Source organism: Thalassobacillus pellis (assembly GCF_016908295.1).
Classification (GTDB): domain Bacteria; phylum Bacillota; class Bacilli; order Bacillales; family Halobacillaceae; genus Thalassobacillus; species Thalassobacillus pellis.
In genome coordinates this window covers 222043-236329 of sequence record NZ_JAFBDO010000004.1, presented here as the reverse complement: position 1 = coordinate 236329, position 14287 = coordinate 222043, and the positions used below count along the sequence as shown (strand labels likewise).

Sequence of the window (14287 nt, the reverse complement as noted above, 5' to 3'; positions counted from 1 at the left end):
GAGGACCTGTCATGTTGAAGCGTTTGAACAGCATCCGTTACACGTATATCAGGTCCCACTTGTTCGGACTGGTATTAAATACATTCATCCTGCTTGCCGTGCTTTTATCTGTTTATGTCTGGTTTTCACCTTCCTGGCTTAGTGCAGGGGCCGTTCTTTTGTTTATTTCATGCTATGTGCTCGTGGGAGCAATCGTCGCCTTTTATGCCGGATTCAAATCCAGTGGCGGAATGAAGGACCGAATAGAATCCCTGTCCATCATCATCGCTAAATTGGCGAACGGTGTCTTCACAGCAAAAGTATATTTTAATGAAGAGGATGAGATTACAAGGATTGCTGGAGAATTGAATCAGCTTGGAGATAAGCTCAAGCAGCAAAAAGAATCATTGATGCGTCTTGCAGATGAAAAAGCAGAGTTTGCCAGAAGTGCTCACAAAGCGGCAACGATCGAGGAAAGACAGCGTTTGGCGAGGGATCTTCATGATGCTGTGAGTCAGCAGCTGTTTGCATTAACCATGATGTCCCAGGCAGCGCTGCGAATGTACGACAAGCAGCCGGAAAAAGCCCGTGCACAGCTGGAGGAAATCACGACAATGGCATTGCAGGCCCAAACCGAAATGCGCGCGCTGTTATTACATCTGCGTCCGGTTCACCTTTCCGGGGAACCGTTAAAAATTGGTGTGGAACGGCTGGTGGAAGAATTGAAGCAGAAATGCCAAATCAATTTCCATATGAAACTTGAGGAAATTGACGATGCTTCCCGTGCTGTGGAGGAGCATTTGTTCCGTATCATCCAGGAAGCTTTATCCAATATAATGCGCCATTCCAATGCCACGGATGTGAATCTTGAACTAACAAGGAAGAACAGGGAATTATTTTTACATATCGGGGATAATGGAGACGGGTTTGATATGGCAGAAAAAGAGGCGATTATTGCTTCCTATGGTTTGAAAACAATGAAGGAGCGGTGCGAAGAAATAGGCGGTGACTTTACCATCCGCTCTCGTGAAAGGGAAGGAACTCATATCGATATGCGCATTCCGATGCAGGAAAGAAAAAAGGGGGAAAATGCATGATTCGTGTGGTAGTAGTAGATGATCATGATGTCGTTCGAAAAGGGGTAATCGCCTACTTGAATACAGAACAGGATCTCGAAATAATTGGAGAAGCATCCAGTGGAAATGAAGGGGCAAAGATTGTTGCTGAGCTGAAGCCGGATGTGGTCCTTATGGATCTGATTATGGAGGATGGCACAGGTATTGAGGCAACCAGGAAGATCATTGCTAAAGCCCCGGATTGTAAAATCATTATTTTAACCAGTTATTATGACGATGAAAAAGTTTTTCCTGCACTCGAAGCAGGTGCGTTCAGTTATATGCTGAAAACTTCTTCAGCGGATGAAATTGCGGAAGCTATCAAGAAAGCTTACCGAGGTGAAAATGTCATTGAGCCGAAAGTGGCGAGCCGAATGATGAACCGATTTCGAACAAGCGAACGGAAACTCCATGAGGATTTGACCGAGCGGGAGATGGAAGTGCTTCTTTGCATCGGTGAAGGAATGACTAACCAGGAAATCAGTGACTCCCTTTATATCGGGATTAAGACTGTTAAGACCCATGTGAGCAATATATTGAGTAAACTGGAGGTGCACGATCGTACCCAGGCAGCTGTCTATGCTCATAAAAATCAGTTATTAAAAAATACAAATTGACGCTATATTTTGGAGGGGCTGTCCATGAAGGCAGCCTCTTTTACATGTGTGGTGTGCAGAAATCAGCTGAAGGGACCAATCTCAGCAGTTCAGAAAAAGCTTGCAGAAAACCGACTCCGGCTTCCTGCAAGCCTAACCCTGCTGTTTATTCTTCTCCGAACTGAACCATGGAATACTGGGTGATATAGGGCTGACCATCCATGAATGAAGGCTTCTTTTCATGATTTGGACCTGAGTTTTTATGTGCTTTTTCAAAGGATTGGGAGTTTTTCCAGTTCTCAAAGCTCTGTTCGTTCCGCCATTGGGTAAGGACTACATACGTATTTCCTTGCAGTGGCCGCAGGATTCTTATTGCCTGGAACCCATCCATTTTTTCAACGCCGCCTTCACGATTTTTGAAACGGTCTTCAAAAACAGGACGTCCCTCGTGGCTGACCGGGATGTTGTTCATTACAACAAAGCCGCTATTTTGGATTTCTCCGACAGCATCCACGATTTCGTAGTCGCGTCCTTCTTCAAAAATGGACGTGTCTCCTTCATAATAGGCTAAGGTTTTATCCTCATCCTGCATGAACAAAAGGGATGCTTCAGGATGTTCCTTATCTAGCTTTGCCAGATAGTTTAGTGTACCATTTGTCATAGAAACCTTCATATAACAATCTCCTTTCGCACTCGTTAATGTTAGTGTAGCAATGAGATAAAACAACCTGCAAGTTTGAATGAACAGGAAGCAACGAGAAAGGATGCAAGACCCTTGAAAATATGGAAAGACAACGGCAGAACACCATCGAGAAAGAAACGTAACAGGAAGAGACGGTATAAACAATTAGCCATCGTTTTCGCCAGCTTAGTTCTTCTTACTTTACTAGGCTACATTATGATTATATTCGGTGGAGCGCTGATTGTAGATAAAGAAGACATGGTGCTGGATGCGGCTACCACTGTGGAATTGGAGAATGGAGAAGTGTTAGAGCGGATCTATACCGATAATCGAACACTCGTGACCATAGAGGAAATTCCGGATCATGTGGAAAAGGCTTTTATTGCGATTGAGGACAGTCGCTTTTATGAACATGGGGGCGTCGACCCACAGGCTGTAGCCCGTGCTGTTTATAAAGATATTATTGCCATGGCGAAAGTGGAAGGCGGCAGTACACTGACGATGCAGCTTTCCAAGAATCTTTTTCTCACTAATGATAAAACGTGGATGAGAAAAACAAAAGAAGTCATGGCCGCACTTTATTTGGAACGGGAATTGACAAAAAAGGAAATATTGGAGTTATACCTGAACAGGATTTATTTCGGGCATGGAATTTATGGCATCGAACAGGCAGCCCAGGAATTTTTCAACAAGCCTGCCAGTGAATTGACTGTTTCCGAAGGGGCAGTGCTTGCTGCTATGCCAAAAGCTCCGAATTCCTTTTCCCCAATTGATGAGCCTGAAGCTGTAAAAAAGCGGAGGAATCTTGTCCTGAAACGAATGAATGACCTCGGTATGATCGACACAGAAACAATGATGCAGATGCAGGGGAAAACACTACAGGTGGCAGAACAGGAAGAGGAAGCGCAAAACTGGTCAAACAGTTATGTGGATCTCGTCATTAAAGAAGCGGCTAAACGATATCAAATAAGCAGGGAAGAACTGAAGCGGGGAGGATACAGGATTATTGTCAAGATGGATCCTGAGATTCAAAAGGTTGCTTACCGCCAAATCGAAAACGGGGAATTCGTTCCAGGTTCCAAACCTGGTGTACAGGCGGCGTTTACACTGATGGATAACGAAACAGGCGCTGTCGTCGCTGCGGTAGGCGGGAAAGGATTCCGCCATGGCGGGTTAAACAGGGTGGTGGTAAAAAGGCAGCCTGCGTCCACCATCAAGCCTCTTGCGGTCTACGGACCAGCAATGATGAAGGAAGAATATCACCCATACTCCTTGCTGGTTGATAAGAAAATGAAGTTCGGTGATTATGCGCCGCGTAATTACGATGATCAGTATGCAGGTATTACATCCATTTACAATGCTTTAGTCGAATCAAAAAACGTCCCCGCTGTTTCCCTGCTCGACCAGATCGGAATCGATTACGCAAAAGGTTATTTGGAGAAAATGGATTTAAAGACGAAAACAAGTGGACTCGGCCTGGCCCTTGGCGGCCTGAATAAAGGGTACAGTCCGCTTCAATTAACTGAAGCTTACAGCACTTTTGCCAATGGAGGTAAAAAGGTCGAGAGCTTTACGATCAAAAAGATCATCGACCGTAGCGGAAAGACTATTCATAAACATGAAACGAAAGTGGATAAGGTGTTTAGTGCGCAAGTGGCCTGGAACATGACAGAAATGCTACAGCGTGTTGTGTCACACGGTACTGGACAAGCAGGAAGTTATCCGAAGGCATTAGCTGGGAAGACAGGAACCCATGAACACGGATCAGTCAAAGGGAAGATACAGGATGTCTGGTTTGCAGGTTATACTCCAGGATATTCGGGAAGCCTGTGGATGGGCTATGACTCTTCCGATAAGACCCATTACCTGGAGGGTGGAAGCTCCTATCCGACCAAATTGATGAAGCAGATTTTGACGGAGGTCAACACCCAAAAAGATTTAGCTGCGCATTTTAAGAAGCCAGAGAAAGTGGAAGACCTCGCGCCTCCGGTAACTCTGCCTGTGATAACAGATTTGGATGTGAAGCTTGACTTCGGCGGAGCGACATTTGTTCAGGGCAGATTGACCTGGACACCTGCAGCAGATAACCGTGTCCAATACCGGATTTATGAAGAAGTCCCTGGTGTTGATAAACGGGTCGGTGAGGTTACCGGTAAAGGGGAATATAAGGTAAGCGTAACCGATATTTTTGGAAGTAACACCTACTATGTCGTTCCTTATAATCCATTAACAAAGCTGGAAGGAAAATCTTCAAATCCAGCCGTGCTCGAATGGGATTAACCGATACAAGGCTTCATCAAAAAAGGCAATATGGTGACAAAAAGCATCCATCTATGTGTGCAAGAAAAATAAATGTTATAGTGGAAAACGGATAAGCAAATGGTACGAAACCGCCCGGACACTTGCATCACGTCCAGGTTTAGATTTCAGCACTGCTAATTGATGTTGGCAGGGAGACCGAATGAGAGAAAACAGCAAGGTTTAGCAGGACCATATTTTAAAGGGGCAATATGTATGACTAGACAAATGAATGACACAATCCTTAAGGCATTCCGGGGAGAGACGACCGACTACACGCCAGTCTGGTATATGAGGCAGGCAGGACGTTCACAGCCGGAGTATCGCAAACTGAAAGAAAAATATTCTTTATTCGAAATTACGCATCAACCAGAGCTTTGCGCCTATGTGACAAGGCTTCCTGTCGAACAATATGGTGTCGATGCCGCCATTCTTTATAAAGATATCATGTCACCATTACCTGCTATCGGGGTGGATGTCGATATAAAAAAAGGAATCGGTCCTGTCATTGATAATCCGATACGTTCCAAGGCGGACGTGGAAAAGCTTGGGACAATCGACCCAGAGGATGACGTACCATACGTTATGGATACTATCCGACTCTTGACTAACGAACAGTTGGATGTTCCTTTGATCGGATTCAGTGGTGCACCATTCACACTCGCGAGTTACATGGTTGAGGGGGGGCCTTCGAAAAATTATAATAAAACCAAATCACTCATGTACAGCGAGCCGGAAACGTGGTTTATGCTGATGGATAAACTGGCCGACATGGTTATTTCTTATGTTAAAGGCCAGATTAACGCTGGAGCGAAGGCCATCCAGATTTTCGACTCATGGGTGGGGGCGTTGAATGAAGAGGATTATCGCACGTATATCAAACCAGTCATGCACAGGATTTTTTCCACACTGCAAGAGGAAGGTGTACCTTTAATCATGTTTGGCGTCGGTGCACGTCATTTGATCCATGAGTGGAATGACCTCCCTGTCGATGTTCTCGGTCTCGATTGGCGGATGTCGATAACAGAAGCACGAAATTCCGGCATTAAAAAGCCGCTTCAGGGTAATTTGGACCCTTCTATCCTGCTGTCAGACTGGCATGTGATCAAAGAACGTGCAAAGCGGATTTTAGATGAAGGGAGAGACCAGCCAGCCCACATTTTCAACCTGGGACACGGGGTTACTCCTGATATCAAGCCAGAAACATTGAAGCGATTGACTCATTTAATCCATGATTATTCAAGTGAAAATTAAGAGGTGACTCCCTTTGGCAAAGAAAAAAATGGGCCTGTTGGTTATGGCCTATGGAACTCCTTATAAAGAAGAAGACTTAGAACGTTATTATACGCACATCCGCCGTGGCAGAAAGCCTTCAGAGGAAATGCTTACGGATTTACGGGAAAGATATGATGCGATCGGCGGTATTTCACCGCTCGCCCGCATTACGGAAAACCAGGCGAAAGCCATTGAACAGAAACTGAATGATATGCAGGATGACGTAACATTCACCTATTATCTTGGTCTAAAACATATTGAGCCATTTGTAGAGGATGCTGTTGCTCAAATGGCGGAGGATGGCATAGAAGAAGCAGTATCCATTGTTCTTGCCCCTCATTACTCTACTTTCAGTGTCAAATCGTATAACGGCAGAGCACAGGAAGAGGCCGCAAAATATGACAATCTGACCATCCGGTCTGTTGAAAGCTGGTATGACGCACCTGGATTCATTGGTTTCTGGAAAGATCAGATTCTGTCTGTCTACGATAAAATGGATGAAACGGAACGAAATAAGGCTTGCCTGATTGTCTCTGCCCACAGTCTCCCGGAGAAAATCCTGAAGGGAGGAGACCCTTATCCGCAGCAGCTGGAGCAAACGGCTGCCTTAATTTCTGAAGCGACAGGGATTAAGAATTATGAAATCGGCTGGCAAAGTGAAGGGAACACCCCGGATCCTTGGCTTGGTCCGGATGTGCAGGATCTGACAAGGGATCTTTTCCATGAAAAAGGATACCGTGCGTTTGTGTATGCACCAGTCGGGTTTGTGTCTGATCACCTTGAAGTGTTATATGACAACGATTACGAGTGTAAAGTGGTCTGTGAGGAGGTCGGAGCAAGCTATTACCGACCGGAAATGCCGAATACAAACGCCAAATTCATCGACACCCTGGCCCGTGTTGTTCTTGATAAAGCCAGGGAGTAGGAGGTCTGTATGACAGCGCATAAACAGATAGCTATCATCGGTGGAGGCATTGCTGGCTTGACAGCAGCCTACTACTTGCAAAAGGAAATAAAGGAACATCAGCTTCCCTACGAAGTTAAACTGCTTGAGGCGAGCGATCGTCTTGGCGGGAAAATCAGCACTGTGAAAAAAGACGGGTTCACGATCGAGCGTGGTCCCGATTCCTTTTTAGCACGGAAAAAAAGTGCTGCAGAGCTTGCCGAAGAGGTTGGACTTGGTGATAAGCTCGTTCCTAATGGGACAGGACAGTCCTATATACTTGTTAAAAATAAGCTTCATAAAATGCCGAGTGGCTCTTTCATGGGGATCCCTACGAAAGTCCGGCCATTTTTGTTTTCCAGCTTATTTTCTCCTGCCGGAAAACTCAGAGCCGCCGGAGATTTCATCCGGCCAAAAAGTGAACCACGCGAGGACCAGTCACTCGGAGAATTTTTCCGCCGCCGCCTTGGTGATGAAGTCGTCGAGAATTTGATCGAACCACTTCTATCCGGAATTTATGCAGGCGATATCGATAATCTCAGCCTGATGGCCACCTTCCCGAATTTTTATCAGTTGGAACAGACACATGGCAGTCTGATAAAAGGATTGAAGGAGACTATGCCTGCAGCTAAAAGAAAGGCTAAAAAAGCAAAAAAACCAAGCATGTTCCGGACTGTGGAGAATGGTCTCGAGTCTCTCGTGAGGGCGATTGCAGCGCAGTTGGATGAAGGGACAATCCAAACAGGAATTGGTGTCGACCATATCGAGAAAAAAGAAGATCATTACCACCTTCTCTTAAGTGATGGGGAAGTGATGAAGCCGGATGCTGTGATTATGGCAGTTCCACATCATGCTGCTGAGCGGATGCTGAGCAAGTACGAATTTATGGCACCTTTTAAAGAGATGCCTTCAACATCCGTTGCCAATGTTGCGATGGCATTTGATGCATCTGCCATCAAAAAGGATATTGATGGAACTGGATTTGTCGTTTCGAGAAACAGCAAATTCCGGATTACTGCTTGTACATGGACGCACAAAAAGTGGCCCCATTCCACGCCAGAAGGGAAAGCACTTTTACGCTGTTATGTAGGAAAACCTGATGATCAGGAGGTCGTTGACCTTACCGATGAGGAAATCACGGATATTGTTCTGAAGGATCTTAATAAAACCATGAAAATTACTGCAGAGCCTGAGTTTACAGTGGTTACACGCTGGAAAAATGCTATGCCCCAATATACAGTTGGTCACAAAGCACGAGTGGAAGCGATTAAAGCAGACATGGCACAGGAGCTTCCGGGCGTATATCTTGCCGGTGGGTCATATGAAGGTTTAGGTCTGCCTGATTGTATAGATCAAGGGAAACACACGGTTGAGGAAGTGCTGGAATTTTTAAAATAAATATAAGATATAGGCCTGTTGAGCAGGTCAGCTTGTGGGGACATTTTCCGCAAGCTTTTTTCTTACCTTCAGGAACCGAGGACCCTTGAGGCAACTGAAATACTGATTCCACCATGAGCATCTGCCGATAAGTGTTCCTGCGAGCAAATTTCATTGCTGGGCGATCGTATTCTTACCAGCGTGCAACTCTGCCGTGAGCATACATCTTTGCCAAATACTGTTGTAGAATAGCAAGAGTATTTACTTCCTAACTGCAGACAATAAGGTCGACCAATTTTTTAAGAAAGAGGTTGACCTAACAGTGAAAAAAATGATCTTAGCAAGTTTATATTCCTTACTTCTGATCGGTTTGATCGGATGTAATGGACAAAATGATGGTGGAAACGGAGACGGAACAGCTGCACCTGAAGCTGTCAATTATGGTCCTGGAACGATGCAACGTGAAGGGGATATCCGTTTTTTCACTGAAAGAAATGCTGATTATGGTGTGTTTCCAGAGGATTTCAACTGGAACGACGGGGTTAATCAAAGGATTGCCCGTAATGATGGCCAGGATGGTAACAGACAAAGAAACACACAGGGAAACACACAGCAAAATGGGCAAGAAAATCAACAAAATAATCAACAAGTTAACGAACAGGCAGTTGGTGATTTCCAAAAGCAGGTGGTCCAGCTTACGAACGAGCGAAGAAAAAACAATGGACTTAAACCGCTGAAGATCGATAACCAAGTGATGAAAGTTGCCCAGAAAAAGTCAGAGGATATGGCGCAAAATGGTTACTTTTCGCATACTTCTCCGACTTACGGAAGCCCGTTTGAAATGATGAAGCAATTCGGTGTCGATTACCGTACTGCTGCGGAAAATATTGCTGCTGGCCAGGACACTCCTGAACAGGTTGTGGAGGGCTGGATGAACAGCCCAGGTCACAGAAAAAATATTTTAAATGGTGAACTCACCCATATCGGTGTTGGTTACGCAGAAGAAGGCGGAGCAAGAGGCACATACTGGACACAAATGTTTATCGGAAAATAACTTGTAAGGGTTCCGGTCTTGGATCGGGGCCCTTATTTTACATTAGGAATGTATAATAAATAGGTTTTTTCTAATTAGAACAAAAAAAAAGAACAGCTGTTTTGCACGGCTGTTCGAGAAGGAGAAAAGTGTTTCTACATGGTAATAATTGTGGAATAGGATAACAGCACCTTAACGTGCTGGGTCATCACAATCATCACAGAGGTTACCGTAACAATCAGCTTTTTCATCAATCTCGTGTCCGCAGTTTGCGCATTGCTTCCGTGGCAGGTTTCTAAAGAACTCAACAATACTCATCATGTTCATCGCCTCCCTGACGTTTAGAAGAATATTACAGTTCCATTGTATTATAACAATGGAATATTTTCAATAGTCTGTTATAAAACAATGTAAAATGAGTACATAGCCCAGATAGGAGGAAACTGGTTTGAAATGGACCGTAATTGGATACTGGGGGGCTTATCCCGCCAGTGGCAGTGCAACTTCTTGTTATTTGCTCGAAAAAGATGGTTTTCGGCTTCTTATTGACTGTGGAAGCGGAGCATTGTCCAGGCTCCAGGAAACAATCGATCTCATGAGTTTGGATGCAGTGATTCTATCCCATTATCATCATGATCACAAAGCGGATATAGGCGCACTTCAATATGCATGGCTGGTACAAAACACGCTAAACAACACGGAAAGAATCCTTCCTATATACGGACATGGATTTGATTCAGATAATTTCGCAGCTCTGAGTCATCATTTCACTGAGGGAATAGCTTATGACCCTTCGAAAAGTCTTACGCTGGGTCCATTCGACATTCAGTTTCATAAAACCCAGCATCCTGTCCCTTGCTATGGAATGAAAATAGCTGACGGAAATGCCAGCATCGTCTATACGGCTGATACGGCTTTTTCTGAAGACTGGATTCCATTTGCCAAAAATGCTGATCTGCTGATTACGGATACAAATTTTTATAAAGGAATGGATGGCAGAGGGCCAGGGCATATGACGAGTGAAGAAGCAGGAATTCTCGCGTCAAAAGCAGGAGTGGGACAATTATACCTAAGTCACCTCCCACATTTCGGCGATCATAAGGAACTTGCCAAACAGGCTAGCGAAGTATACAGGGGCCCGATTGAACTTGCCAGGGAAAATCTCAAATGGACCAAAGATAGGTAAGAGGACGCATTGTAATTGTTTCTTCCGTCGTATTTGATTACAATATGAGATGGCAGTATTTTTGAAAGGAATGATCGCATGTTATTTATTGACAACGAAGGTATCAATGACCCTCACATCAACCTTGCTATAGAAGAATATGCATTGAAGAACCTCGATATCAATGAAACATACTTACTTTTTTATATTAATGAGCCTTCTATTATCATCGGGAAAAATCAGAATACGGTAGAAGAAATCAATACTGACTATGTCGAGGAGAACGGCATTCACGTGGTACGTCGTCTATCCGGTGGAGGTGCTGTTTACCATGACCTTGGCAACTTGAACTTCAGTTTTATTACCAAGGATGATGGGGACAGCTTTCACGATTTCGCGAAATTTACAGAACCGGTCACCGAAGCTTTGCAGAAGCTCGGTGTAAATGCGGAATTATCCGGGCGTAACGACCTCGTTGTGGAAGGCCGTAAAATCTCTGGGAACGCGCAATTTTCCACAAGGGGACGCATGTTCAGTCATGGGACTCTTATGTTTGACTCGGAGGTGGAGCATGTCGTTTCCGCACTCAATGTCAAAACGGAAAAAATCAAATCAAAAGGCATCAAATCTATTCGCAGCAGGGTGGCGAATATATCCGAATATCTCGATGAATCGATTACGATGGACGAGTTCAAAAGCATGATTCTTCGTTATATTTTTGATGTGGAAAAGGTAGAAGATGTCCCTCAATATGAATTGACCGGCGATGACTGGAAGGAAATCCACAATATTGCGGAAAAGCGCTACAAAAATTGGGAATGGAACTATGGAAAGTCACCAAAGTTCAACATCCAGCACACAAAGCGGATTGAAGGGGCAGGAAGCTATGATGTCCGCCTGGATGTAGCGAAAGGAATTATCAATAATGCCAAGATTTACGGAGATTTCTTCGGGGTCGGTGACATAAGTGAAATTGAGGATCGTCTGATCGGCACCAGATATGAGAAATCGGCAATAGAAGAGAGCCTCGGGGAAATCGATATATCCCACTATTTAGGTAAAATTTCAAAAGAAGATTTTTTGGATATCGTTTATTAAGAACTTTGCCTCGGGGATTCCCGAGGTTTTATTTTAGGAAATAAACTCTTTGCAAAGAAGCCCCTCCATATAGTGAATACTTGTTTTTACTGAGTTAGCAGGTTAAAGAAAGAATATTCTGACAGAAAATAGTAATAACGCAATGGCTTTGCGGAGTACCGCAATATCTTTTCGGTGAAGGACGGACATGTCTATATTACAATAAGGACATAGGTTGGCTGAAGGATTCAAACGGAATCCTGAAGTCAATATCCCATTGCATACCCTTGCAATGGATGGATTTCCATAATTGGTGTTATGGAAATCCCGATGGAAAAGCCTTCGATACCAGCGAAGCTTTTTCATTATTTAATTCCCTCACTCAAAAGTTTAACCAGTCGTCTCTTTGCCAATATCCTTGATGGATATTGGCCTTTTTTTATACTTTAAGAAATTTTAACTTTGTTAAGGATGTAAAACTAAGACTTTCGACATAAGGACTTGGTGACTAGCCAAGTTTTTCTAATGCAAAAAAAGTGCGTTCCTTCAAGAAGGACGCACTTCCAAAATTTCAGGACGGTTTCCGATAATCAATCAGGAATTCATCTTCGGTGATATAAAATTCTCTGACTGGGCGGTAGGGAAGAAGGTTCAGCCGCTCCAGCTTAAAGTAATTGACCCGCTTATAGGGGTCGCTGTCTATGACTGGAAGCTCCTTTGTCTGCTTCATATAATTGTCGACCGCTTTTTGGACATGGTCCAGGTCGATAGCAAGCTGACGATCGGCTGCAGGGAAAATTTCATAAGTTTCACGAGACATATAATAGGTTTCAGTTGGAATTCCTTTTAGATAAGGGGCGATCAGGTCATAGTCAATAGTTAAATCATTCTTAATTATTACACTCAGCTCGACACCTTTAGGCAGCTGGCTGGCATAATCATTGACTGCTTTACGCACCTTTTCGATGGGGATGCTCTTTTTCTCATAGTTATCGGCAGGTTGTTCAGAAGGTTTTCTTTGCTTTTTCCTCTTCCACATGAGCTCGAGCCTCCTTTGGTTAGATTATCGGCGGTTTGTACACACTAATGGTGGAGGTGTGTAAGATGGAGACGGAGTTTACTGAACCTGAACTGGAGGTTTATACGTTGCTGAACCCTGATTTTGGCTGGCCGGTGGATGATTGCTGGAATGATGATCACCGTAAAGAGATAGAGTCTAGAAAAGATCCTTTATCCTGATTATAGCATTTCCCCGGGACAAACAGAAAATACCAGCTGCTGCCCCCAGCCTTCCCCGGGAGAAACAAATATTTCCAGTTAGGGGTATTTAGACATAAAATATTTTTGTGGATAATCAGGACTTTGTTCGTGTTTTCTGCTATATTAAAAAAGGATAGAAGCAATTACTGCTTCTATATCTTGATATATGGAAAGGAAGATGACATGAATGAGTCAAACAGAAAAAATAGAGTTTGAATTAACTGCACAAACACTAGCATTAATTGCCGTGCCTGGCCCGTATGGAAAGGTGATAACCGAAGCTATTGAAAACAGCCATACGCACGAAATCTACGTCCACCCGGGCAAAGTGATCGATGAGGCTTGCCGCTACTTTGCTTCCAGCCTTGACGGCAGGCTGGCAGGCACGAAACAGGTTTCCGGATTTTCCCACAAACCCCCGATCGTCATCTCACACACTATGGGTATTTACTTCTTCCCGATTTTCTCTCCAAAACGAAAAGACTGCTCCTGGATAGCCCACAGTCATATCCAATCCTTTGAAAGCCATGACGGCTATACTACACATATACATTTTTCTAACGGCACTTCCGTCCAAGTCCCGGTATCAGAAGGCATGATCGCCAATCAAGTACAGCGCACCGCCCAGTTCCGTTTTATGCTGGAAAATCGTATTAAGCAGTCGGTGCTGTACACCGCTGAAAAAGTAGCTGAACCGATGCAGGGAAGAGGTTTGGGTGCTCAGTAGAATAAAGATCATGGCAGCCACTCCTGGTGCTTCGTAAGTGCGGGAATCATCCATCTTGGTGATCATAACCAAAGTCCATCGTAAAGTTCTCTGATTGTTAGATAATAAAAAAAGACACCCCCTCTTGATGGAAGGATGTCAGGCTTTTTCCTGGTTTAATCTCTGTTAAATGAGCTGTATCCGGGATGGAACAGGATCAAGCATTCTTTTGGGTATATTGCGGGGAAGCGTGCAGGGCTTTTTGCATGAGGTCGAACAGGATGTTTTCGACTTTTTTGCGGATTGCCGGGTTGAAGTAGTTCCTTTTTTCTTCGTAGCCATGAGCGAGGAAGAGGAAAGAGGTGAAAGAATCATTTTTGCTGACCTGGACTACCTGCAGCTTTTCCTGATCCATTTTCGCACGCAATTCCTTTCGTTCAGAGCGGGCCGTGGTTTCCATCTTCCCGAGCAGTTCAAGGTAATGCTCTTTGATTTTGAACTGCCCTTTCTCGATATGGCGGCGGTCCTGCTGAATAACGACCAAGGCCATCGAAAGAAATAAATAGCGGGAGATAAGTGCTAATTCTTCTTCTTTCAAATAACGCATAACATTTCCCTCCGTAGCGAACGTTTGTTCTGTATTGTTATTATATCACGAACAAAGAAAATGTATGCAAGTTTTTTTTGGGAATCATGGAAACCTCATGCTGAATTAGCAAAATTTGGGGTAAAATATGGATATGCCCATATACATTGCTATCGTTAGTCAAAGATCTGGTTT

General features: G+C 44.1%; 15 protein-coding genes. 11 read left to right on the top strand and 4 right to left on the bottom strand.

The annotated features are described in order from the left end of the window. The first annotated feature begins 11 nt into the window (after positions 1 to 11). Both JOC33_RS14825 and JOC33_RS14820 read left to right on the top strand, forming a co-directional pair. On the top strand, positions 12 to 1076 hold the full coding sequence (locus tag JOC33_RS14825; RefSeq protein WP_205093327.1) for a sensor histidine kinase: 1065 nt from the start codon (positions 12 to 14) through the stop codon (positions 1074 to 1076). Then, a complete protein-coding gene (locus JOC33_RS14820) occupies positions 1073 to 1711 on the top strand; it encodes a response regulator (protein ID WP_205093326.1) in 639 nt (212 codons plus the stop codon). Before JOC33_RS14825 ends, JOC33_RS14820 begins: the two co-directional genes overlap by 4 nt. 145 nt (positions 1712 to 1856) lie before the next feature. On the opposite strand, the gene JOC33_RS14815 is transcribed toward JOC33_RS14820, so the two are convergent. Beyond that, positions 1857 to 2363, bottom strand: a complete 507-nt coding sequence (locus JOC33_RS14815; RefSeq protein WP_205093325.1) for an antibiotic biosynthesis monooxygenase family protein — start codon at positions 2361 to 2363, stop codon at positions 1857 to 1859. Positions 2364 to 2465: 102 nt separating this feature from the next. Here JOC33_RS14815 and JOC33_RS14810 point away from each other — a divergent pair, with 102 nt between their 5' ends. From JOC33_RS14810 to JOC33_RS14790, 5 genes are all read left to right on the top strand, one after another. Next, positions 2466 to 4652 (top strand): transglycosylase domain-containing protein, encoded by a 2187-nt coding sequence (locus tag JOC33_RS14810; RefSeq protein WP_239534223.1) that lies wholly within the window; start codon positions 2466 to 2468, stop codon positions 4650 to 4652. Positions 4653 to 4886: 234 nt separating this feature from the next. Then, complete coding sequence (hemE, locus tag JOC33_RS14805; protein WP_205093324.1) at positions 4887 to 5924, top strand: uroporphyrinogen decarboxylase; 1038 nt, start codon at positions 4887 to 4889, stop codon at positions 5922 to 5924. Positions 5925 to 5937: 13 nt separating this feature from the next. Then, positions 5938 to 6870, top strand: a complete 933-nt coding sequence (hemH, locus tag JOC33_RS14800; protein ID WP_205093323.1) for a ferrochelatase — start codon at positions 5938 to 5940, stop codon at positions 6868 to 6870. A 9-nt stretch (positions 6871 to 6879) separates the two neighbouring features. Next, complete coding sequence (gene hemY / locus JOC33_RS14795; RefSeq protein ID WP_205093322.1) at positions 6880 to 8286, top strand: protoporphyrinogen oxidase; 1407 nt, start codon at positions 6880 to 6882, stop codon at positions 8284 to 8286. Positions 8287 to 8596: 310 nt separating this feature from the next. Beyond that, positions 8597 to 9319 carry a CAP domain-containing protein gene (locus tag JOC33_RS14790; protein WP_205093361.1) on the top strand — a complete coding sequence of 241 codons (723 nt, stop codon included), beginning with the start codon at positions 8597 to 8599 and terminating at the stop codon, positions 9317 to 9319. A 171-nt stretch (positions 9320 to 9490) separates the two neighbouring features. On the opposite strand, the gene yhfH is transcribed toward JOC33_RS14790, so the two are convergent. Continuing rightward, a complete protein-coding gene (gene yhfH / locus JOC33_RS14785; protein WP_420825720.1) occupies positions 9491 to 9616 on the bottom strand; it encodes a protein YhfH in 126 nt (41 codons plus the stop codon). A gap of 130 nt (positions 9617 to 9746) precedes the next feature. On the opposite strand from yhfH, the gene JOC33_RS14780 reads away from it, so the two are divergent. Beyond that, entirely contained in the window at positions 9747 to 10484 is a 738-nt protein-coding gene (locus tag JOC33_RS14780; protein WP_205093320.1) for an MBL fold metallo-hydrolase, read from the top strand. 78 nt (positions 10485 to 10562) lie between these two features. After that, positions 10563 to 11561, top strand: a complete 999-nt coding sequence (locus tag JOC33_RS14775) for a lipoate--protein ligase (protein WP_205093319.1) — start codon at positions 10563 to 10565, stop codon at positions 11559 to 11561. Positions 11562 to 12111: 550 nt separating this feature from the next. On the opposite strand, the gene JOC33_RS14770 is transcribed toward JOC33_RS14775, so the two are convergent. Continuing rightward, positions 12112 to 12579 (bottom strand): DUF3939 domain-containing protein, encoded by a 468-nt coding sequence (locus JOC33_RS14770; protein ID WP_205093318.1) that lies wholly within the window; start codon positions 12577 to 12579, stop codon positions 12112 to 12114. A 65-nt stretch (positions 12580 to 12644) separates the two neighbouring features. Between JOC33_RS14770 and JOC33_RS20590 the strand changes: the two genes are divergently transcribed. Both JOC33_RS20590 and JOC33_RS14765 read left to right on the top strand, forming a co-directional pair. Beyond that, positions 12645 to 12779, top strand: a complete 135-nt coding sequence (locus JOC33_RS20590; protein ID WP_275577000.1) for a hypothetical protein — start codon at positions 12645 to 12647, stop codon at positions 12777 to 12779. Positions 12780 to 12987: 208 nt separating this feature from the next. Further along, the gene (locus JOC33_RS14765; protein ID WP_205093317.1) at positions 12988 to 13527 is read left to right on the top strand and encodes a competence protein ComK; all 540 of its coding nucleotides are present in this window, start codon (positions 12988 to 12990) and stop codon (positions 13525 to 13527) included. Between the two features lie 196 nt (positions 13528 to 13723). On the opposite strand, the gene JOC33_RS14760 is transcribed toward JOC33_RS14765, so the two are convergent. After that, positions 13724 to 14113: a YhjD family protein gene (locus JOC33_RS14760; protein ID WP_205093316.1), complete on the bottom strand. Its 390-nt coding sequence runs from the start codon at positions 14111 to 14113 to the stop codon at positions 13724 to 13726. Between the last annotated feature and the right edge of the window lie 174 nt (positions 14114 to 14287).

Excerpts from the sequence above, each read along its gene's own strand:
- JOC33_RS14825 (WP_205093327.1), top strand. The coding sequence starts at position 12 with ATGTTGAAGCGTTTGAACAGCATCCGTTACACGTATATCAGGTCCCAC.
- JOC33_RS14820 (WP_205093326.1), top strand. The coding sequence starts at position 1,073 with ATGATTCGTGTGGTAGTAGTAGATGATCATGATGTCGTTCGAAAAGGG.
- JOC33_RS14815 (WP_205093325.1), bottom strand. The coding sequence starts at position 2,363 with ATGAAGGTTTCTATGACAAATGGTACACTAAACTATCTGGCAAAGCTA.
- hemE (WP_205093324.1), top strand. The coding sequence starts at position 4,887 with ATGACTAGACAAATGAATGACACAATCCTTAAGGCATTCCGGGGAGAG.
- hemY (WP_205093322.1), top strand. The coding sequence starts at position 6,880 with ATGACAGCGCATAAACAGATAGCTATCATCGGTGGAGGCATTGCTGGC.
- JOC33_RS14790 (WP_205093361.1), top strand. The coding sequence starts at position 8,597 with ATGATCTTAGCAAGTTTATATTCCTTACTTCTGATCGGTTTGATCGGA.
- yhfH (WP_420825720.1), bottom strand. The coding sequence starts at position 9,616 with ATGAGTATTGTTGAGTTCTTTAGAAACCTGCCACGGAAGCAATGCGCA.
- JOC33_RS14775 (WP_205093319.1), top strand. The coding sequence starts at position 10,563 with ATGTTATTTATTGACAACGAAGGTATCAATGACCCTCACATCAACCTT.
- JOC33_RS14770 (WP_205093318.1), bottom strand. The coding sequence starts at position 12,579 with ATGTGGAAGAGGAAAAAGCAAAGAAAACCTTCTGAACAACCTGCCGAT.
- JOC33_RS20590 (WP_275577000.1), top strand. The coding sequence starts at position 12,645 with ATGGAGACGGAGTTTACTGAACCTGAACTGGAGGTTTATACGTTGCTG.
- JOC33_RS14765 (WP_205093317.1), top strand. The coding sequence starts at position 12,988 with ATGAGTCAAACAGAAAAAATAGAGTTTGAATTAACTGCACAAACACTA.
- JOC33_RS14760 (WP_205093316.1), bottom strand. The coding sequence starts at position 14,113 with ATGCGTTATTTGAAAGAAGAAGAATTAGCACTTATCTCCCGCTATTTA.